Raw genomic sequence first — 18,915 nt, 5'->3', positions numbered from 1 at the left:
TCCCGTCCTTCTTCTCGCACGCAGCGGAGGAAACGCTGCCGATTGAACCCGAAGGGTCGAAGGCTGATGACGAGCGCGCGGAGCACTAAACGCACAGCTTCTTCTCGCTGCTCTGCCACGGCAAGCCGAGCCTTGAGCGTGTCCAACTCGGTCGTGGGTTCCAGCCGGACCATGGGTAGCCCCGATCGCGAATTACTCGACACCCTGATCCTCCTCCGCGCTACTCGACGGCTTTTGACCTGCGGCTGGGCAATTGTCGATCCGGATACCGCACCGACGACGGCGACGAAGAGTTCGCGGTCTACGCCTGCGACGAGGCGGCGGTGCGCGAGCATCTGGCGGCCCTCGACGCCCTGCCGGCCTCGTTCCCGGCCGACACGAAGGCCCGGCACCGGAAGCTCCGCCCGTCGATCCACATGCCGCGGTGGGCCTCGCGCCTGACGCTCCTCGTCACCGACGTCCGGGTCGAGCGGCTGGCAACGATCTCCGAGGCGGATGCGGTCGCAGAGGGCCTGATCAAGTTGCCCGCGTCGGGCCGCTACGTGGTCGAGAAGGGCGAGCAGTACTTCGGCCTCGCGCAACACACGGCCCGCGCCCGCTTCTCCGACCTCTGGGACAGCCTGCACGGCGAGGGCGCCTTCGCGACCTCCCCGTGGGTCGTGGCGGTCACCTCCGGCATGCCGTTGTGCTCGACGCCGTCGAGGCGGCGGCCAGCGGCCTTCTTGCCGACCAGCACCATCGTCTGGTGATCCGGGAAGATGTGCGTGCGGTCGCATCGCCTGAGGCGGAGGAACTCGGGACGATCCTCCTCGAGATGATCGCCGCCTGGGCTCCATGCCCCCCACTGTTTGAACAGGTACGCCGCTCCGGCCGCCGCGCATTGGTCGCGGATGCTACGCGCCCACGCCGGGTGCATCGGGCGGGCGTTCGGGCCGCTCTCTCCGCCGACGATGATCCAGTCGAGGCGGCCGGGCATATCGCTGTGGTTCGTAAACCAGCCCTTGGGCTCTCCCGCTCCTGCAGCCTTCGCAGAGAGGGGGTGTGCTCCCGGCTCAGTCCAGAACCCGTTGCGGAGCACGTCAACGCGGTGTCCCTTCAGTCCGGGCCACTCGATTGAGAGAAAGTCGATCGGCCCGAGCAGCGGCTCCGCGCTGACGAAGCGGATGGCCGCGGGCGTCGCGAGCAGATCCGGCACGCGCTCGTCGGCGCGGCGCTGATCCTCCGCCGAGACGCCGAGCCAGATCCCAGGCGGCGGGGCATCAGGGCCGTATTCTCCAAGCGTCGCCCGAGCATCGTCGGAGCGCCGGGACAGCGCGTCGGTCCGCTCCATGACGTGCATGCCGGCTTCGGCATTGACCTGATCCCAGAACTCCTCCGATGCGAGAACCTCGCGCATCCGGGCGCTGCGCTTCGTCAGGATCTGGAAGACGTGCCCGCGCAGATGATGAGCTGCGACGCACACGGCGTAGACAGTCGCGATCTCGTGGACGGCGAGCCCCTCGTGGAAGAGGTCCGACATCGAGTTGACGAAGATCCGCTGTGCCCGGCGCCAGCGGAGCGGCGCGTCGAGGTCGTGGCCGAACGACAGCTTGCCGGTCCAGCGTGGCTTGCCGCCTCGCATTTCGGCGAGGCCTTCATAGGCCATGCCGGCGCCTGAGAACCGGGCGGCGATGCCCTCGGCGTAGCAGCCGCCGTGCGGGCCGGGGCCACCGCATCCAGGCGAGACCCGGGTGCAGCCTCGAACCGGGTTCCATGTGGCCTCGGTCCATTCGATGGAAGTGCTCTGAGCCATGACAGTTACTCCGCTGCGGCGGGGACGGGCGCCGCCTGCCGCTCGGGCATGCGGTCGATGTTGCTCTCGAAGGGCTGGAAGCTGCGGATATGAGCGAGCAAGTCTTGCAGCCGGCCCCGGCTCTGATCGCTCCGAAGCGGGTCACAGCGGTCGATGTTTGCCGCGCCTTGCGCCGTCGCTTCTGCGCTCCCGAATGGGCGCTCCTTTTCGAGGTGGGCGACGCAACTGGCGCGCGGCACACCCGGTTCACCGATGCGGTCGCCATGAGCCTTTGGCCGAGCCGGGGACTTGAGCTCTACGGCATGGAGATCAAGGTGAGCCGCTCCGACTGGCGTAGCGAGCGCGCCAACCCGGAGAAGGCCGAGACGATTGCAGCCTACTGCGATCGCTGGAGTCTCGTGACCGGGCCCGGGGTGGTCGAGAGCATCGACGAAATCCCGCCGGCTTGGGGCTGGATCCTCTGCGAGGGTGAGCGCCTGACGACGCAGAAGGAGCCAGCCCGCACCGACGCCAAGGTGTGTGATCGACGCTTCCTCGCCGCTTTGCTGCGCCGCGCGTCCACTAGTGACGGAGCCCACTATGAGGCTGAAGTGGCGGCCCGGATGGAGGCAAATGAAGCCGATTTTCAGCGGCGCGTCGACCGGGCCGTCGAGATGCGACTCGGGGATCGGGACGCAGCCTTGAAGGACATTGAGGCGTTCGAGGCTGCGGCAGGCATCCAGATCAGCGAGTTTCGCGGCTGGGCGAGCAGCGCGGCCGAAACTGGCCGCGCTGTGTCGGCAGTGATGAAGAGTGGCGTCGACCAGACCTATCAAGGCCTCCAGCACTGCGCCAATACGCTGCGGGAGTCGGCTGGGAGGATTGAGGAGGCGCTCGAAGCCCTCAACCTGCCGGCGGCTCCGAAGCCGACCTCGCATAAGCGGCGGAGGGGATCGCGATGAAGCGCGCCCCGAAGCCTCTTCCGCCGCCGACCGACGAGGAGCGCCGCGTCGCCGGTGAGGCGGCCCGCGCCCTCCGCGCGGCGATCGCCGATCCGACCACGAGAGGCGCCGAATCCGTCGTGCACATCGACCTCGCTCGCCCGCGCCGCGGCGAGTGGTGGACGACCTGGGCGAACCTGCCCGGCTTCGTCCGGGTGAACGGGTACGGCGGCCACTACTGGCACGCCTGCCTGCCGGGCTGGACCTACACCCGGCGCGAGATCGTCGCCGAGATGATCCCCGACCTCGAGGCGCTGGCCGAGCACGGCATGCGGCCGACCGAGGCGACGAGCAAGGGAGCAGTCGCGTGACCCGCCGTTTTGCCGCCGACACGTCGGTCTCGATGGACCGCAGCATCGCCGAGATCCGGACGACCGTCCGGCGCTATGGCGCCAACGAGTTCATGCACATGGAGAGCGACGAGCGCGCCGCCGTCTCGTTCTCGATGCGCGGGCGCCGCATCCTCTTCCGGGTGCCGATGCCCGACCAGAAGGACCGCGCGTTCACGCACACCGAGACCGGCAAGCCGCGGGCGGCGAACGTCGCCGAGGCAGCATGGGAGCAGGCCTGCCGCGCGAGCTGGCGGGCGCTCGCCCTGGTCATCAAGGCGAAGCTCGAAGCGGTCGAGGTCGGCATCGTTATGTTCGAGGACGAGTTCCTCGCGAACACCGTCCCGCCGGGCTCCAGCGTGACGCTCGGCGAGGCGATGCGCGAGCCCATGCGGATCGCACACGAGACCCAGAGCAGTACGCCGCTGCTGCCGTACCTCGGGGAGGGCGACCGATGAAGGCGCTCCTCTCCTCCGCGGCCGAGGCATTCGCCCGCCGCGTTCATGCTGGCCAAGTCGACAAGGGCGGAGCGCCGTACACCGGGCACCTCGGCCGGGTCGCAGCCCGGGCCCGCGCGCACGCCGACGCGCTGGGGCTGCCGCGCCAGCATGGCGAATGGTGCGAGCAGATCGGTTGGCTGCACGACACGATCGAGGACACCAGCACCACCGCTGACGACCTTCTTGATGCCGGATTCGACCCGGCCGTCGTGCAGGCTGTCCAACTGGTCACCCGGCCCGCGGGTAAGCCGTACCTCGAATGCGTCGCCGGCATCATAGCCAGCGGGGACCGACTCGCGATGATCGTGAAGCTGTCCGATAACGAGGACAACCTCGACCCTGCGCGAGCCCTGCCGTCAGCGCCTCCAGAGCTTGGTCTGCGCTACCGGCGATCAGCGGAGATGCTGCACGCGGCGCTCGCTTCGACCCCATCCAGCAACACCACCGCACGAGGTTCCCGTGGGTAGCGTCCGCGCCTCGGCTCCGGCCCAGGAGCCATCCTGCCTGTATCCCGACGAGGCCGAACTCGCGCGAGTCGTGCTCGGACCGAAGCGCGCGAAGGCATGGGGCGGCCTCGCTGCCGTCCTCGAGCGCAGCGGCCTCCCGAAGGTCGATCCGATGATGGGCGGCCGGTACTGGCCCGCCGTTCGGGAATTTCTGGACCGCTACCATCACACGGGCGACCATGCCTCCAGCCGGCGCCAGGGCCGGAGCGAGGAAGGTGTCCATGCCAGCGGAGCACGCGTTGCACGCGCCCGGTCTTAAACGGATGAAGCGTCACAACGGGCGCGTCGATCTCTATTGGGTGGCCGACGAGAAGCTCGTCGCCAAAGGCTTCACGCCGAAGACGGTCCGCCTGTTCGGCGAGTGGCCGTCGCAGGAGATCGCGTCGCGATGCGCGATCCTCCAGGCCGAAATGCTGGAATGGGCCGCCGGCCGCGAACCGGGACGGAACGCATTCGCACTCGGCACCATCGGCTGGATCTGCCGCGCCTTCGAGACCGACGACGATTCGCCGATCCACGAGCGGCGTCGAGACACCCGCGTCTTCTACGGCAAATATATCCGCCACCTGGTCGAAGCGGCCGGCGACGAGCACATGGCCGACATCATCGGTCGCGACGTGCGCCGCTGGCACCGGACCTGGACGGACGAACTCGGCGAGCGTGGCGCCTACGCCTGCATTCAGACCCTTCGCCGTGTCGTGAATTACGGCTGTGAGCTCCGCGACCGCGACGCGATCGAGCTGGCCACCGTCCTTACCAAGACGACGTTCCGGCAGCCGCGTGCCCGCAAGCTCCGGCCGAGCCACGAGATGATCGTCGCTCTACGTGCCGCCGCCCACGAAGCAGGTCGGCCGAGCATCGCGCTCGCGGTGACGCTCCAGTTCGAGCTTGGGCTCCGCCAGAAGGATGTGATCGGCGAGTGGGACCGTCCTGACGCCGAGGCACGTGCGCGCATCGCCGGGGCCATCACGGACGGCGCATGGGTTTGGGATTGGGGCCTCGTCTGGAACCACATCGACGGGACGATCCTGCGCAAGCCGACGTCGAAGTCGAACGGCAACGAGGTCGCCGAGCACGATCTCAGCCACTATCCCGAGCTTCTCGCAGAACTGCCGCCGCGCGGCGTTGGCCCCCTGGTCATTGATGAGCGGTCCGGCCTGCCGTGGCGGCGCTCGCACTTCAGCCGCACCTTCCGCGAGATCGCGCGCGCCTCCGGCTGGCCGGACGGCATCTGGAACATGGACAGCAGGGCAGGGGCGGTCAGCGAGGCATTCGAGGCCGGGGCATCACCGGCGGACGTGATGCGCACAGCCACGCACACGCAGATGTCGACGACGATGCTCTATAATCGGGGATCGGTGGTTCAGTCGGGGCGCGTGGCCGAGCTACGAACGGCGAGGCGGAAGGCGAAGCCCGCGGGCTGAAAACACCCCGAGAACAACGGCGGTAACAGGCGCGGTAACACGCCTCTGCCGATGTCTAGCTAAGTGCTTGGAAGATTTGGCTCCCCGAGCAGGACTCGAACCTGCGACAAAGCGATTAACAGTCGCTTGCTCTACCAACTGAGCTATCGGGGATCACCCGGCCGCCTCGGCGGCGCTGGCGGGTCATTAGCCTTCGCCGGTGACCGACGCAAGGGTCTTGTCCGAGCTTTTTGCGCCTTCCGAGCCGGCGAAGCGATTTTTCCACCGATGCGGGGCAAAGCGGCGGGCTTTCTCTCAATGGGTCGATAAGACCGTTGCCGAGCGGGCAAAGCCTCTGCTAGAGACGCCTCGCTCCGGAGCGGCCGCCCGGCCCGGAGCGTCGTGCGTCGGTGCGACGAGGCCTCGTGGCGGAGTGGTTACGCAGAGGACTGCAAATCCTTGCACCCCGGTTCGATTCCGGGCGAGGCCTCCAAACTCACCGAACTTTCCCGACGGTCGTCATCCCCGAATAATCTGTGCGCTCCTGCGGGTCGGGACGCGCGCGCGAGCCTTGCAATTCCGGGAGCGATCCACGACAAACCGACCCGCTCGGGCCGGCGCCGCTCGACGGGCGGGCGCAGAAACGGTCTGTTGCGACGGCGAGGGATGGACGGCTCATGCTCGATTATGCCCAGGCGCGGCGCCTCATGGTCGATTGCCAGCTCCGGACCTTCGACGTGAACGACGTCGCGGTGCTCGACGCGTTCGACTCCGTGCCCCGTGAGCGCTTCGTCCCGCAGGGCCGCGAGGACTTCGCCTATATCGACCAGACGCTAACCTTCGACGCGGGCGAGGACGGGACTCGCGCGATGCCGGCACCGATGGTGCTGGCGCGCATGATCCAGGCCCTCAAGATCCGCCCCGGCGACCGCGCCCTCGATGTCGGCACCGGCTACGGTTACGGCGCGGCCATCCTGCGCCGCCTCGGCGCCGAGGTCGTCGCCCTCGAATCCGCCGCGGATCTCGTCGGCGCCGCCCGCGAGCGCCTGGGCGGCGACGCCGCGATCGTCCAGGGCAGCCTGTCCGCTCCGGTCAAGGACGGCCCCTTCGACGCGATTCTCGTCGAGGGCCGCGTCGAGGTGCGACCGCAGGCCCTGCTCGACCAGTTGCGCGACGAGGGACGCTTGGTCTGCGTGCTCGGTCCGCACCGCAGCGCCAAGGCGACCCTGTTCGTGCGGGCGGGCGATGCGTTCGGCTCCCGCTCGCTGTTCGACGCGTCGCTGCCTGCCCTCAAGAGCTTCGCGAACGAACCCGGCTTCGCGTTCTAAGGCCGGCCGGGCCGAGCCCGACACCCGGTCCGATACGGCCGCCGGCCCTGAGCAACCCGCCGTCTCCACACGGCCGCACCCGAGCCGCAGCGGGCGCGGCGACGCGTGCGCGTCGAAGACGGATTAAGTCCGCAGGGGTGTCGCTTTTTTGAGGCACCCGGCGGCAATCCGACGACGCGGTGCGGGAAAGTCTGTCGCCATCCGCTCAAGCTCGGCTACTCTCCGGCACGAGGCGGGCTGGCTATTCCATCGCACGGGCGTGCATGCGGCACCCCTGTCGCGCCCCTCACGGAACGGATCGTCCGGCAGATGTCCAACGGGACAGGTGCAGGGATGACGAACCGGAGCGGACACGGCGGTGCGGCGGGACGGCAAATCGAGAAACCGCAAGGGCTGATCGACGTGAAAGAACGGAACCCTGCGGCGCGGTCTGCGCTTCGGCTGGCTGGTGCCGTCGCAACGGCGCTGGCTGTCGCAAGTCCGGCCGCCGCCGAGACCCTCGAGAGCGCGTTGTCCCGCGCCTATCAGGCGAACCCGGCGCTGAACGCGGCGCGGGCGAACCTGCGCGCGACGGACGAGGACGTGAACCGCTTCCAGGCCGGCTACCGCCCCAACGCCGCGCTCTCCGCCGATATCGGCGTCCAGCAGTTCCAGGGCTCGATCGCCGGCTCGCAATTGTCCGGTCGGCGGGGGCTGACGGTGCCGAGCGGCGCGGGCCTCACCATCAACCAGAATGTCTTCGACGGCTTTCAGACGGACAACCGCGTCCGCTCGGCCGAATCGACCGTGCTCGGTACGCGCGAGGGCCTGCGCCTCACCGAGATGAACACCCTGTTCAACGCGGCCCAGGCCTACATGAACGTTCTGAGCGACACCGCGACGCTCGAACTGCAGCGCAACAACGTCGAGGTGCTTGAAGAGCAGCTCCGCCAGACCCGCGACCGCTTCAACGTCGGCGAGGTGACCCGCACGGACGTGGCGCAGGCGGAAGCGCGCCTCGCCGGTGCCCGCTCGCAGGTCAGCGCGGCGGAAGCCGCGCTGCGTGCCTCGATCGGCATCTTCCGCCAGATCGTCGGCGTCGAGCCGCGCCAGCTCGCCCCGGGCCGCCCGCTCGACCGCTACGTGCCGACCTCGCTCGATCAGGCGATCCTGATCGGCCTGAAGGAGCATCCGCAGATCCTGTCCTCGCTGCACGCCGTCGACGTGGCGGAGCTGCAGGTGAAGATCGCCGAGGGCGCGCTCTATCCCCAGGCGCAGGTCACCGGCGCGGTGCAGCAGCGCTACGATCAGCAGTTCCCCGGCGACAACGGCGTCACCGCCTCGATCGTCGGCCGGGTCAACATCCCGCTCTACCAGGGCGGCGGCGAGTATGCCGCGATCCGGCAGGCCAAGGAGAATGTCGGGCGCGCCCGCCTTGTGGCCGACCAGGATCGCGACACGATCCGCGCCTCGATCGTGCGGACCTGGGGCAACCTCGAAGCCTCGAAGGCGCAGGTGATCGCCTCGCAGGCGCAGGTCCAGGCCAACGAGGTGGCGCTCAACGGCGTGCGCGAGGAGGCGCGCGTCGGCCAGCGCACCACCCTCGACGTGCTGAACGCGCAGCAGGAACTGCTCTCCGCCCGCGTCGCCCTGATCCGCGCCCAGCGCGACCGGGTGGTGAATTCCTACGACGTGGTCCAGGCGGTCGGCCGGCTCACGGTCCGCTTTACCAGCCTGCCGGTGACGCCCTACTCAGCCCGCGAGCACCTCGATCAGGTGCGCGATCTCTGGTTCGGCGTGCGCACGCCTGACGGGCGCTGACGCCTCGGCCCCGGACGACGTTTTCCTGTTGGCCGGCGGCGGACCATGGTTGATGCCCGGTGCGGCGATGAAATAGTTCGTTAACCTAATCATCGTCTTGTCAATCGTCACCGAGTATCGTCCCGATGAGCGCAGCGAGCCCTAAGGTTCAGGACAAGACGCAGGAACCCTCCATGGAGGAGATCCTCGCCTCGATCCGCCGCATCATCGCCGACGACCAAGCCCCGAAGCCCGCCGAGGCGCCGCCTGCGCCCCCCGCGCCGCCGCCTGCGGACGACGACGTGCTCGATCTCGCCGAGGTCGCCGAGCCGGTGCGCAAGCCCGAGCCGGTGGCCTTCGACCTTCCGGAGATCGATTTCCGCATGCCGGAATTCGAGCCGGAGCCCGAGCCGGACTTCGAGCCTCCGCCGGCACCGAAGCCGGACCCCTTCGACTTCGAGCCGGAGCCGGAGCCGGAACCGGCTCCGAAGGTGACCCAGCGGGTCCGCGCAGCGGTCGAGGAGGAGGTGACGGAACGGCTCGTCTCGTCGACCACCGTCGACAGCGTCGGTCAGAACTTCCAGCTTCTCGCCCATACGGTGCTGTCGCAGAACGCGCGCACGCTGGAGGATCTCGTCAAGGAGATGCTGCGGCCGATGCTGAAGAGCTGGCTCGACGACAACCTCCCGCACATGGTCGAGCGCCTGGTGCGCAGCGAGATCGAGCGGGTCACCCGCGGGCGCTGATCGCGCCGAGCCCCGTCGCAAAGGGTGTCGGTTTGCAGGGTGATCGGCCTCGCCCGGAGCGGGCCGACGGTTGACGGCAGCACCGCGGCGGGCCGATAGCGGCGGCGACTGTTCTCGACCTAGCCGCTTCGAAAAGCCCGCCCTGCCCATGATGGACAAGACCTTCAACCCCGCCGCCGTCGAGGCGCGCGTCTCCGCGGCCTGGGAAGAGGGCGAGGCCTTCCGCGCCGGCCGTCCCGAGCGCGCCGGCGCCGAGCCGTTCAGCATCGTGATCCCGCCGCCGAACGTGACGGGCTCGCTGCATATGGGCCACGCGCTCAACAACACGATCCAGGACATCCTCGTCCGCTTCGAGCGGATGCGCGGCCGCGACGTGCTGTGGCAGCCGGGCACGGATCATGCCGGCATCGCCACGCAGATGGTGGTCGAGCGCCGGCTCATGGAGACGCAGCAGCCCGGCCGTCGTGAACTGGGCCGCGAGGAGTTCCTGCGCCGGGTCTGGGCCTGGAAGGAGGAATCCGGCGGCACGATCATCGGCCAGCTCAAGCGGCTCGGCGCCTCCTGCGACTGGTCGCGGGAGCGCTTCACCATGGACGAGGGCCTGAGCCGCGCCGTGCTCAAGACCTTCGTCGATCTGCACGCGCAGGGACTGATCTACCGCGACAAGCGCCTCGTGAACTGGGATCCGAAGTTCCAGACCGCGATCTCGGATCTCGAAGTCCAGCAGATCGAGGTGAAGGGGAATCTCTGGCACTTCGACTATCCGGTCGTGGACGAGGCCGGCGCCGAGACGGGCGCGGTCATCACGGTGGCGACCACACGCCCCGAGACGATGCTCGGCGACACGGCGGTCGCGGTCCATCCGGACGACGAGCGCTACCGCGACCTCGTCGGCCAGCGCGTGCGGCTGCCGCTGGTCAACCGGCTGATCCCGATCGTCGCCGATGCCTATTCCGATCCGGAGAAGGGCACCGGCGCCGTCAAGATCACCCCGGCCCACGACTTCAACGACTTCGAGGTCGGGCGCCGCAACGGCTGCCGGCCGATCAACGTGCTCGATCCGGAAGCGCGGATCCAGATCGCCGGCAATGCCGACTTTCTGGAGGGCGCCGCGCCGGAGGCGGCGGCGCTGGCGCTCGATGGCCTCGACCGGTTCGAGGCGCGCAAGGCGGTCGTCGCCCTGATGGAGGAGCGCGGCAGGCTGCGCTTGGTCGAGCCCAACACCCATGCGGTGCCGCATGGCGACCGCTCGGGCGTGGTGATCGAGCCCTATCTCACCGACCAGTGGTACGTGAACGTGAAGCCGCTGGCCGAGCGTGCGCTCCAGGCGGTGCGCGACGGCAAGACCAAGTTCGTGCCCGAGAACTACGAAAAAATCTTCTTCCAGTGGCTGGAGAACATCGAGCCGTGGTGCGTCTCGCGCCAGCTCTGGTGGGGCCACCAGATCCCGGTCTGGTACGATGGCGAGGGCGGCATCTTCGTCGCCGAGAGCGAGGCGGAGGCCCTTGCCCAGGCGAAGGCCAAGCACGGCGCCGACGTCGCCCTGACCCGCGACCCCGACGTCCTCGACACGTGGTTCTCCTCCGCGCTCTGGCCGTTCTCGACGCTGGGCTGGCCGGACAAGACGCCGGAGCTGGCCCGCTTCTACCCCACCAACACGCTCGTGACGGGCAAGGACATCATCTTCTTCTGGGTCGCTCGGATGATGATGATGGGCCTGCACCTCACCGATCAGGCCCCCTTCGACACGGTCTACCTGCACACCCTCGTCCGCGACGAGAAGGGTGCGAAGATGTCGAAGTCGAAGGGCAACGTGGTCGATCCGGTGGATCTGATCGACCGCTTCGGCGCGGATGCCCTGCGCTTCACGCTGGCCGCGCTCGCCGCGCCGGGCCGCGACATCAAGCTCGGGCCGCAGCGGGTCGAGGGTTACCGCAACTTCGCGACCAAGCTCTGGAACGCGGCGCGGTTCGCCGAGATGAACGGCTGCGAACTCAAGGCCGATTACCGGCCCGAAGCCGTGCGCGAGACGCTCAACGCCTGGGCGCTGACCGAGGCCGCCAAGGCGGTGGCCGAGGTGGCGCAGGCCATCACCGTCTATCGCTTCAACGATGCGGCCGCCGCCGCCTACCGCTTCGTCTGGAACGTCTTCTGCGACTGGTACCTCGAACTCGCCAAGCCGGTGCTTCAGGGCGAGGGCGTCGATCCGGCCGCGCGCGCCGAGACGCAGGCGACGGTCGCCTTCCTGATCGACCAGATCGCCAAGCTGCTGCACCCGTTCATGCCCTTCCTCACGGAGGAGCTGTGGGCGATCAAGGGGCAGGCGCTGCCGACGTCCCGCGGCCTGCTCGCGCTCGAATCCTGGCCGGAGCTGTCGGCCTATCAGAACGCCCAGGCCGAGGCCGAGATCGGCTGGCTGGTCGATCTGATCTCCGAGATCCGCTCCGCCCGCTCCGAGACCAACGTGCCGGCCGGCGCTCAGGTGCCGCTGGTGCTGGTCGCCGCCGATGCGTCGGTGCGCGCCCGGGTCGAGCTCTGGAGCGAGACCCTGACCCGTCTCGCCCGGCTCTCGGAGATCGGCTTTGCCGACACCGCGCCGAAGAACGCGGTGCAGCTCCTCGTGCGCGGCAGCGTGGCCGCGCTGCCGCTGGAGGGCATCGTCGATCTCGCGGCGGAGGTCGCGCGCCTCAAGAAGGAGGCGGGCAAGGCGCGGGCCGAGATCGGCAAGATCGAGGGCAAGCTCGGCAATGCCGACTTCCTCGCCCGCGCGCCGGAAGAGGTGGTGGACGAGCAGCGCGAGCGCCGCGACGCGGAAGCCGCGCGGCTGGCCAAGATCGAGGAGGCGCTGGCCCGGCTCAGCGACGCATGAGGTTGCTGCGGCGGCTCGGCTGGACTCTTACCGGGCTGGCCGCCGCGCTTCTCGCACTCACCTTCTGGACGGCGCGCCCCGGCGACCCTGCGCTCTTTCCGCCCCGCGACGCCGATGCGGTCGGTGTGGCCCTCGTCAGTCACGGCTGGCATTCCGGCCTCGTCCTGCGCCGGGAGGATCTGACGGGGGAGGGGACGGGCACGGCCCTGCGCAACCTCGCCACCCGCTTCCGCGCCTACGACGCGCTGGAATTCGGCTGGGGCGAGGCGCGCTTCTACCGGGCGACGCCGACGCTCGCCGCCTTCGACTGGCGCCTCGCCCTCGCGGCCCTGTTCACCCCCGGCGGAAGCGACGGCGTGATCCAGGTGGTCGGCCTCGCGCAGCCCGCTCGAACAAGTTTTCCGCAGGCCGACATCGTGCCGATCCGGCTGTCCCGGCAAGGCATCGCGCGGCTGCGGGCGCGGCTGGAGGCGAGCTTCCGCCTGATCGACGGTCAGCCCGCCGATCTCGGACCGGGGCTCTACGGCCCGAGCCTGTTCTACGCGGCCGAAGGCCGCTTCTCCTTCGCTCATGTCTGCAATCACTGGGCGGCGGGCCTGCTCAACGCGGCCGGCGTGCCGGTGACGCCGGTGCTCGACACGCATCCGGCCGGGCTGCTGGCCGATCTGCGCTGGCGGGCAGGCTTGACGGCCCAGGCGGGACCCGAAGCGGAGCCGGACCTGTCCAAACCGTAATCTTCGCGCCATCCGGCGGTCAGGCGCGCGTCTCTAGGACTCGTCTCACGGATCACCGCCCGACACGCGAAGCGAGACGGGCGGCCGGCCAAAAGATTTTCCCTCGGAGACCTCCATGACCATGACTGTCCGCCGCCGCGCCTTCGCTTCCGTTGCCGCGGCCGCCCTCGTTGCGGGCGGTGCAGCCGGGTTCGGCCTCACCGAATCCGCGATGCCGGCCTACGCTCAGGCCCTGCCCAAGACCCCGATCGAGGCCCCCGAGCATCCGCCGGGCTCGTTTGCCAACGTCGTCGACAAGGTGAAGCCGGGCGTCGTCGCCGTGAAGGTCAAGCTCGACAACAGCGCCGACGACGATGACGACAGCTCCGGCAACCCGAACCTCCAGCAGGTGCCGCCGCAGCTGCGCGAGTTCTTCAAGCGCTTCGGCCAAGGTAACGGACAAGGTGGACCGGGCGGACGCGGCATGCCCCAGCAGCGCGGCGAGCGCGGCGCGGTCGGCTCCGGGTTCATCATCTCGGCGGACGGCTACGTGGTGACCAACAACCACGTCGTCGATCATGCCAAGACCGTGCAGGTCACCCTCGACGACGGCCGGACCCTCGACGCCAAGGTCATCGGCAAGGACCCGAAGACCGACATCGCGCTCCTGAAGATCAAGGACAGCGGCAGCTACCCCTACGTTCAGTTCGGGAAGGGTGCCCCGCGGGTCGGCGACTGGGTCGTCGCCATCGGCAACCCGTTCGGCCTCGGCGGCACGGTGACGGCGGGCATCGTCTCGGCCCGCGGCCGTGACATCGGTGCCGGCCCCTACGACGACTTCCTGCAGATCGATGCACCGATCAACAAGGGCAATTCCGGTGGGCCGACCTTCAACGTCAACGGCGAGGTCGTGGGCGTGAACACGGCGATCGCCTCCCCGTCCGGCGGCTCGGTCGGCCTCGCCTTCGCGATCCCCGCCGAGACGGTGCAGACGGTGGTCGATCAGCTCCGCACCGACGGCAAGGTGGTGCGCGGCTATCTCGGCGTGCAGGTGCAGCCGGTGACGAAGGACATCGCCGACGGGCTCGGCCTCGACAAGGCCAAGGGAGCCCTCGTCGATCACGCCGAGAACGGGACACCGGCCGCCAAGGCCGGGTTGAAGTCAGGCGACGTGATCGAGTCGGTCAACGGTGCGCCGGTCAACGATGCCCGCGACCTCTCGCGCCGCATCGCCGGCCTCAAGCCCGGCACCGAGGTGAAGCTCGCCTATCTGCGCGGTGGCAAGAGCGACATCGCGACGGTCGAGCTCGGCACCCTGCCGACGGACGGCAAGGTGGCCAGCCTCGGCGACGGCGCCTCGGGCGGTCAACCGCGCCTTGGCCTGAGCCTTGCACCGGCGAACGACGTCGGCCTCGGCGACGAGGGCGTGGCAGTGATGGATGTCGATCCCGACGGCCCGGCCGCGGCCAAGGGCATCGCGCAGGGTGACGTGATCCTGGACGTTGCAGGAACCAGCGTCGCGAAGCCCTCCGATGTCCAGGCGCAGATCCGCGCCGCGGAGTCGAATGGCCGCAAGGCTGTGCTGATGCGCGTGAAGAGTTCCAAGGGGCAGACCCGCTTCGTCGCCGTCGCGCTCGGCAAGAAGGAGGGCTGATCCCCTCGCGAAATCCGGCGGGACCGTCCTCGGGCCCCGCTGCCCTTCCTACGGATTCCCTCGACTCAGCGCCCGCTCAGACCCGAGCGGGCGTCTTTTCGTTTGGTCAGACCCCAGTGAGCCTCCGCCCGCGCGACGAAAGGGCGGGCTGCCCCTGGTGGACCCTTCTCAGCCGCAAGTCGGCCGCACGCCGGCATCCCCCGATCGCATCCGGCAAGGCCGCGACGATGCCACGCCGCGAAGTTGCACCTGCATCCTCAAGTGGGACTTTGTACAAATCCTGCACGATTGCATCATTTTTAATCTGCCAATAGCGTATGTTAAGAGCACAGAAAGAGATAGCTGAGAGAACCGGTTCAGCAATTATTCCAGTGACGGCAGCAGCATGAAGACCGGTATTCGTACGCGTCTCTACGGCGGATTTTCTGCGCTTGTCGCATTATCCTGCGGAATGGGAGTATTCTCGTACACGCAGATCAGTCATCTCGATGAAATGTTTCAGGCGCGTTCGCAATTCGAATCCGCGGCCCGGACGCTCTACACGATCAATGGCCTGACCGACCGGCTGGTCGGCCAAGCGGCCGAGTATCGGTTGACGCAGGAGCCCGGATATACCACCGGAATGGCATCGTCGCTCGACGCAATCCGGCAGGGCTCCGAGACCCTCATCGCCAACACGCCGAGCGCGGAGCGGCGTGCGGCCTACGAGCGGCTGCGCGACCAGTCGATCGATCTCGGCAAGACGCTGCCGAAGCTGACCGAACTCGGAAATCAGATCCGCGAGAACCGCGCCGGCGTCTACGCCAACGGTGACGACCTCACCAAGGCCTCGGGTCTGCTGGTCGCGCAGTTGCGGGCCACGGGCCAGGATGCCGTCATCGCGCAGGCCGTGGAGGTCGAACGCGCGCTCCTCCTGTTCCGGGTCATGAACTGGCGCTTCCTCGCCACCAAGGATCCGAACGGGCGCGCGCTCTCGGCCAACGCCTTCAACAACGCCGAGGCGGCGCTTACTAAGCTCAACCGACTCGATCTCAGCGTCGGCGATCAGAGGATGGCGAAAACCGTCGACGAGGCCCTGATCCGACTCAACAAGAGCATCGTCGCCGCCTCTCAGGCCATCGTCGAGAGCGAAACCTTCTTCGATGAGACACTGAAGCCGAGAGTGGACCGGATCGACGCCATCGGACGCGATGTGCGGGGCAAGCTCGAAGCAGCGCTCGAACAGGGCGTGGCACAGAGCAATGCCCTGATGTCGCGGACGAAATCCGTCCAGATCGCACTGCTCGGCCTGATCCTGGCACTGGGCGCCGCCCTGGCCGTCCTGATCGCCCGCAGCCTGATCCGCCCGATCTCGGGAATGACCGCCGCCATGACCCGCCTCGCGGACGGCGAGACGGCGATCCATGTGCCGTCGCAGGACGCGACCGACGAGATGGGTCGGATGGCCGAGGCCGTGGAAGTCTTCCGGCAGAACGCGGTGGCGCGGATCGCGCTCGAAGCGGAGCAGGCGGCGCAGGCCTCCGCCCGCCAGCGCCGGGCCGACCGGGTCGATCAGCTTGTGCGCGGCTTCGAGGACAGGATCGCCGCCTCCATCGCCATCGTGACCTCGGCGGCGACCGAACTCGACTCCACCGCCCGGTCGATGACGCAGGTCGCCGACAGCACCAACGGGCAGGCGGTCTCCTCCAGCGCCGCCGCCGAGGAGGCCACCATGAACGTGCAGACGGTCGCCGCCGCCGCCGAGGAGATGGTCGCCTCGCTCGGGGAGATCGAGCGGCGCGTGCAGCAATCGAACGACGTCGCGAACCACGCCGACCACGAGGCGCGGGCGACCACCGCCTCGATGTCCGATCTCAGCCGCGCCGCCGAGAAGATCGGTGAAGCCGTGACGATGATCTCGGGACTCGCGAGCCAGACCAACCTGCTGGCGCTGAACGCCACCATCGAGGCGGCGCGCGCCGGCGAGGCGGGCCGCGGCTTCGCGGTCGTTGCCACCGAGGTCAAGGAACTGGCCGCGCAGACCGCGCGCACCACCGACGCGATCTCCGATCAGGTCGCCGCGATCCAGTCCGCCTCGACCCAGGCGCTCGGCGCGATCCAGCAGATCGGCCGGACCATCGTCTCGGTCAACGACATCACCGCCTCGATCGCGGCGACCGTCGTGCAGCAGACCGCGGCGACCAACGAGATCGCCCGCAACGCTTCCGAGGCGGCCCGCGGCACCCAGGACGTGTCGATGAGCGTGGCGCAGGTGCAGGCGTTGTCGAGCGAGACCGGATCGGCCGCGCAGCAGGTGATGATGGCCTCGTCCGAGCTCGCGACCCAGTCGGAGAACGTGCGGCGCGAAGTCGAGGATTTCCTCACCGCGATCCGGGCGGCCTGACGGGGTTGCACGTCGCACGGATTGGCGGCCCACCCTTCAGCGTCTACCAACGGCCGGTCTCGCGACGCGGCGGATCGCCAGCGGAAGAGACTTACGGGCCATTGAGACCGGTGCCGCCCCGATCCGAGCGTAAGGTCCGCGCCCGGCCCGCCCTCACGGCGGGCCGCGGTTCGACGCGGAGCCGCGCCGTCGCGGCGATCCTGTCCGCCGCCCTGCCGACGGCGGCAGGGGCCGAGCCGCTCGCGGCGGAGAGCCCGCGCATTCCCGAGCCGATGGTGTTCGACCTGCTCCGCCCCCTCGGTGCGCGGGCGGGGGAGCGGGAGGTCAACGTCCTCACGCTCCGGCCGCTGAGCCGGGGCGCGACCGACTGGGCGCCCGAACTCGAATACGCCTATGCCGACGGGCAGTCGCTGGAGCTGGAACTGCCGTTCGAGGACGGGCGCCTGACCCAGTTCAAGTTCGCGCTCCAGGGCACCTTCGGGACGGGGGCGGACGGGCGTTGGATCCACGGCTGGCAGTATATCGGTCAGGTCGAGCGCGGCAGCGGGAGCGTCCGCAACGCGCTCCTCTACATCTCCGGATATCGCTCCGACGGGCGCTGGAGCATGCTGAGCATGGCGGGTCTGCGCCAGGTCGGCCTGCGGCAGCTCGGCCCCACCGCGCTGCTCCTCAACCATTCGGTCTTCTACGATGTCGATCCGGACACCGTGCTCGGGCTCGAATTCAACCTGAGGCAGGACATCGCGGGGGACGACCGCACCCGTGCCCTCGTCATGCCGCAGATCCACCGTCGCCTCACGGAACGGACGAGCATCCAGGCAGGCCTCGGCGTCGAATTCCAGACGGATCGCGACGTCGGACTCGTGGCGGCGATGCGCGTGATCCGCGAGTTCTGAGGCCACGGCGCCCGTCCGGCGGACCCGGCACCGGCCTTCCGCGTTCCCTCCTCATCGGGAGCGCTGCGAGAGGAGCGGGGACATGGCGGCCGTCGAGGCATCGGGCACCTTCGCGATCGGCGGGGATCTCACCGTTCATCGACTCGGGTTCGGCGCGATGCGCATCACCGGGGCGGGCATTTGGGGCGATCCGTCCGACCGTGAGAAGGCGAAGGCCACCCTGCGGGCGGTGCCCGGCCTCGGGATCGATCTGATCGACACCGCCGACAGCTACGGCCCCTTCGTCAGCGAGGATCTGATCCGCGAGACGCTGCATCCCTACGAGGGTCTCGTCATCGCCACCAAGGGCGGCCTGACCCGGCACGGCCCCGACATCTGGCGCCCCGTCGGCCATCCCGACTACCTGCGCCAATGCGTGCTGATGAGCCTGCGGCGCCTCGGCCTCGAGCGGATCGACCTGTGGCAGCTCCACCGGATCGGGCCGGATTGCCCCCGCGAGGTGCAGTTCGAGGCGATCGCGGCCATGCGGAAGGAGGGGCTGATCCGGCATGTCGGCCTGTCCGAGGTCTCGGTCGAGGACATCGAGGCGGCGCAAAGGTTCTTCCCCGTGGCGAGCGTGCAGAACCGCTACAACCTCGTCGACCGCACCAGTGAGGCGGTGCTGACCCATTGCGAGCAGCACGGCATCGGCTTCATCCCCTGGGCGCCCCTCGACAAGGGTTCGCTGACCGGCCCCGGTTCGGCACTGGAATCGATCGCCGGGCGCCTCGGCGCGAGCGGCGGCGCGGTGGCGCTGGCGTGGCTCCTGAAGCGCTCGCCGGTGATGCTGCCGATTCCCGGCACCGGCGACCCCGGCCACCTCGCCGAGAATGCCGCCGGGGCGAGCCTCAGCCTGAGCGACGAGGATTTCGCCACCCTCGACCGGGCGGGCCGCGAGGCGTGGCAGAGCGCGAACGCGTGACGCGCGGGACGTGCCGGCGCGCACCTCCCGCGTCCGTGGCGCAGGAACTGCTTCCAGTCTGTCACTTTCCGTCAGG

The 18,915-nt window shown here is 69.0% G+C and carries 15 protein-coding genes and 2 tRNA genes; 15 read left to right on the top strand and 2 right to left on the bottom strand.

The genetic code is table 11. The features are described from left to right. Positions 1-538: 538 nt before the first annotated feature. A complete protein-coding gene (locus tag HNR51_RS05550) occupies positions 539-1,792 on the bottom strand; it encodes a DUF5131 family protein (protein ID WP_182554239.1) in 1,254 nt (417 codons plus the stop codon). An 89-nt stretch (positions 1,793-1,881) separates the two neighbouring features. Between HNR51_RS05550 and HNR51_RS05545 the strand changes: the two genes are divergently transcribed. The 5 genes from HNR51_RS05545 to HNR51_RS05525 all read left to right on the top strand — a co-directional run bounded on the left by HNR51_RS05545 (position 1,882) and on the right by HNR51_RS05525 (position 5,531). Then, positions 1,882-2,733 carry a hypothetical protein gene (locus HNR51_RS05545; RefSeq protein ID WP_182554238.1) on the top strand — a complete coding sequence of 284 codons (852 nt, stop codon included), beginning with the start codon at positions 1,882-1,884 and terminating at the stop codon, positions 2,731-2,733. Beyond that, positions 2,730-3,083, top strand: a complete 354-nt coding sequence (locus HNR51_RS05540) for a hypothetical protein (RefSeq protein ID WP_182554237.1) — start codon at positions 2,730-2,732, stop codon at positions 3,081-3,083. The genes HNR51_RS05545 and HNR51_RS05540 overlap by 4 nt, the downstream gene beginning before the upstream one ends. Continuing rightward, entirely contained in the window at positions 3,080-3,559 is a 480-nt protein-coding gene (locus HNR51_RS05535; RefSeq protein ID WP_210279855.1) for a hypothetical protein, read from the top strand. The genes HNR51_RS05540 and HNR51_RS05535 overlap by 4 nt, the downstream gene beginning before the upstream one ends. After that, entirely contained in the window at positions 3,556-4,068 is a 513-nt protein-coding gene (locus HNR51_RS05530; protein WP_182554236.1) for a phosphohydrolase, read from the top strand. The genes HNR51_RS05535 and HNR51_RS05530 overlap by 4 nt, the downstream gene beginning before the upstream one ends. Positions 4,069-4,328: 260 nt before the next feature. Continuing rightward, positions 4,329-5,531 (top strand): site-specific integrase, encoded by a 1,203-nt coding sequence (locus HNR51_RS05525; RefSeq protein WP_239681451.1) that lies wholly within the window; start codon positions 4,329-4,331, stop codon positions 5,529-5,531. Between the two features lie 77 nt (positions 5,532-5,608). Here HNR51_RS05525 and HNR51_RS05520 read toward each other — a convergent pair. Beyond that, positions 5,609-5,684 (bottom strand) — tRNA-Asn (locus HNR51_RS05520). Between the two features lie 245 nt (positions 5,685-5,929). On the opposite strand from HNR51_RS05520, the gene HNR51_RS05515 reads away from it, so the two are divergent. From HNR51_RS05515 to HNR51_RS05470, 10 genes are all read left to right on the top strand, one after another. Beyond that, positions 5,930-6,003 (top strand) — tRNA-Cys (locus HNR51_RS05515). Positions 6,004-6,187: 184 nt separating this feature from the next. Further along, positions 6,188-6,838, top strand: coding sequence for a protein-L-isoaspartate O-methyltransferase family protein (locus tag HNR51_RS05510; protein ID WP_012456930.1), 651 nt, complete (start codon positions 6,188-6,190; stop codon positions 6,836-6,838). A 333-nt stretch (positions 6,839-7,171) separates the two neighbouring features. Continuing rightward, positions 7,172-8,638, top strand: a complete 1,467-nt coding sequence (locus HNR51_RS05505; protein WP_012456929.1) for a TolC family outer membrane protein — start codon at positions 7,172-7,174, stop codon at positions 8,636-8,638. A 125-nt stretch (positions 8,639-8,763) separates the two neighbouring features. Then, positions 8,764-9,363 carry a PopZ family protein gene (locus HNR51_RS05500; RefSeq protein WP_283215059.1) on the top strand — a complete coding sequence of 200 codons (600 nt, stop codon included), beginning with the start codon at positions 8,764-8,766 and terminating at the stop codon, positions 9,361-9,363. Between the two features lie 148 nt (positions 9,364-9,511). Continuing rightward, complete coding sequence (locus HNR51_RS05495) at positions 9,512-12,232, top strand: valine--tRNA ligase (protein WP_182554235.1); 2,721 nt, start codon at positions 9,512-9,514, stop codon at positions 12,230-12,232. After that, positions 12,229-12,966 carry a DUF2459 domain-containing protein gene (locus HNR51_RS05490; RefSeq protein ID WP_182554234.1) on the top strand — a complete coding sequence of 246 codons (738 nt, stop codon included), beginning with the start codon at positions 12,229-12,231 and terminating at the stop codon, positions 12,964-12,966. The genes HNR51_RS05495 and HNR51_RS05490 overlap by 4 nt, the downstream gene beginning before the upstream one ends. A gap of 115 nt (positions 12,967-13,081) precedes the next feature. Then, on the top strand, positions 13,082-14,599 hold the full coding sequence (locus HNR51_RS05485; RefSeq protein WP_182554233.1) for a Do family serine endopeptidase: 1,518 nt from the start codon (positions 13,082-13,084) through the stop codon (positions 14,597-14,599). A 451-nt stretch (positions 14,600-15,050) separates the two neighbouring features. Then, positions 15,051-16,982, top strand: a complete 1,932-nt coding sequence (locus HNR51_RS05480; RefSeq protein ID WP_182554232.1) for a methyl-accepting chemotaxis protein — start codon at positions 15,051-15,053, stop codon at positions 16,980-16,982. Positions 16,983-17,092: 110 nt separating this feature from the next. Then, the gene (locus HNR51_RS05475) at positions 17,093-17,878 is read left to right on the top strand and encodes a hypothetical protein (RefSeq protein ID WP_239681452.1); all 786 of its coding nucleotides are present in this window, start codon (positions 17,093-17,095) and stop codon (positions 17,876-17,878) included. Positions 17,879-17,960: 82 nt separating this feature from the next. Continuing rightward, on the top strand, positions 17,961-18,839 hold the full coding sequence (locus HNR51_RS05470; protein WP_182554231.1) for an aldo/keto reductase: 879 nt from the start codon (positions 17,961-17,963) through the stop codon (positions 18,837-18,839). Positions 18,840-18,915 lie beyond the last annotated feature (76 nt).

Origin of the sequence: Methylorubrum thiocyanatum (assembly GCA_014138645.1) — a bacterium.
GTDB classification, from domain to species: domain Bacteria; phylum Pseudomonadota; class Alphaproteobacteria; order Rhizobiales; family Beijerinckiaceae; genus Methylobacterium; species Methylobacterium thiocyanatum.
Note: the sequence above shows the minus strand (reverse complement) of the source record. Positions and strands in the feature narration are given on the sequence as shown.

Bases quoted from the DNA above. Each gene is read 5' to 3' on its own strand.
- HNR51_RS05550 (WP_182554239.1), bottom strand. From the start codon at position 1,792: ATGGCTCAGAGCACTTCCATCGAATGGACCGAGGCCACATGGAACCCG.
- HNR51_RS05545 (WP_182554238.1), top strand. From the start codon at position 1,882: ATGAGCGAGCAAGTCTTGCAGCCGGCCCCGGCTCTGATCGCTCCGAAG.
- HNR51_RS05540 (WP_182554237.1), top strand. From the start codon at position 2,730: ATGAAGCGCGCCCCGAAGCCTCTTCCGCCGCCGACCGACGAGGAGCGC.
- HNR51_RS05530 (WP_182554236.1), top strand. From the start codon at position 3,556: ATGAAGGCGCTCCTCTCCTCCGCGGCCGAGGCATTCGCCCGCCGCGTT.
- HNR51_RS05525 (WP_239681451.1), top strand. From the start codon at position 4,329: ATGCCAGCGGAGCACGCGTTGCACGCGCCCGGTCTTAAACGGATGAAG.
- HNR51_RS05510 (WP_012456930.1), top strand. From the start codon at position 6,188: ATGCTCGATTATGCCCAGGCGCGGCGCCTCATGGTCGATTGCCAGCTC.
- HNR51_RS05505 (WP_012456929.1), top strand. From the start codon at position 7,172: ATGACGAACCGGAGCGGACACGGCGGTGCGGCGGGACGGCAAATCGAG.
- HNR51_RS05500 (WP_283215059.1), top strand. From the start codon at position 8,764: ATGAGCGCAGCGAGCCCTAAGGTTCAGGACAAGACGCAGGAACCCTCC.
- HNR51_RS05495 (WP_182554235.1), top strand. From the start codon at position 9,512: ATGATGGACAAGACCTTCAACCCCGCCGCCGTCGAGGCGCGCGTCTCC.
- HNR51_RS05490 (WP_182554234.1), top strand. From the start codon at position 12,229: ATGAGGTTGCTGCGGCGGCTCGGCTGGACTCTTACCGGGCTGGCCGCC.
- HNR51_RS05485 (WP_182554233.1), top strand. From the start codon at position 13,082: ATGACCATGACTGTCCGCCGCCGCGCCTTCGCTTCCGTTGCCGCGGCC.
- HNR51_RS05480 (WP_182554232.1), top strand. From the start codon at position 15,051: ATGGGAGTATTCTCGTACACGCAGATCAGTCATCTCGATGAAATGTTT.
- HNR51_RS05470 (WP_182554231.1), top strand. From the start codon at position 17,961: ATGGCGGCCGTCGAGGCATCGGGCACCTTCGCGATCGGCGGGGATCTC.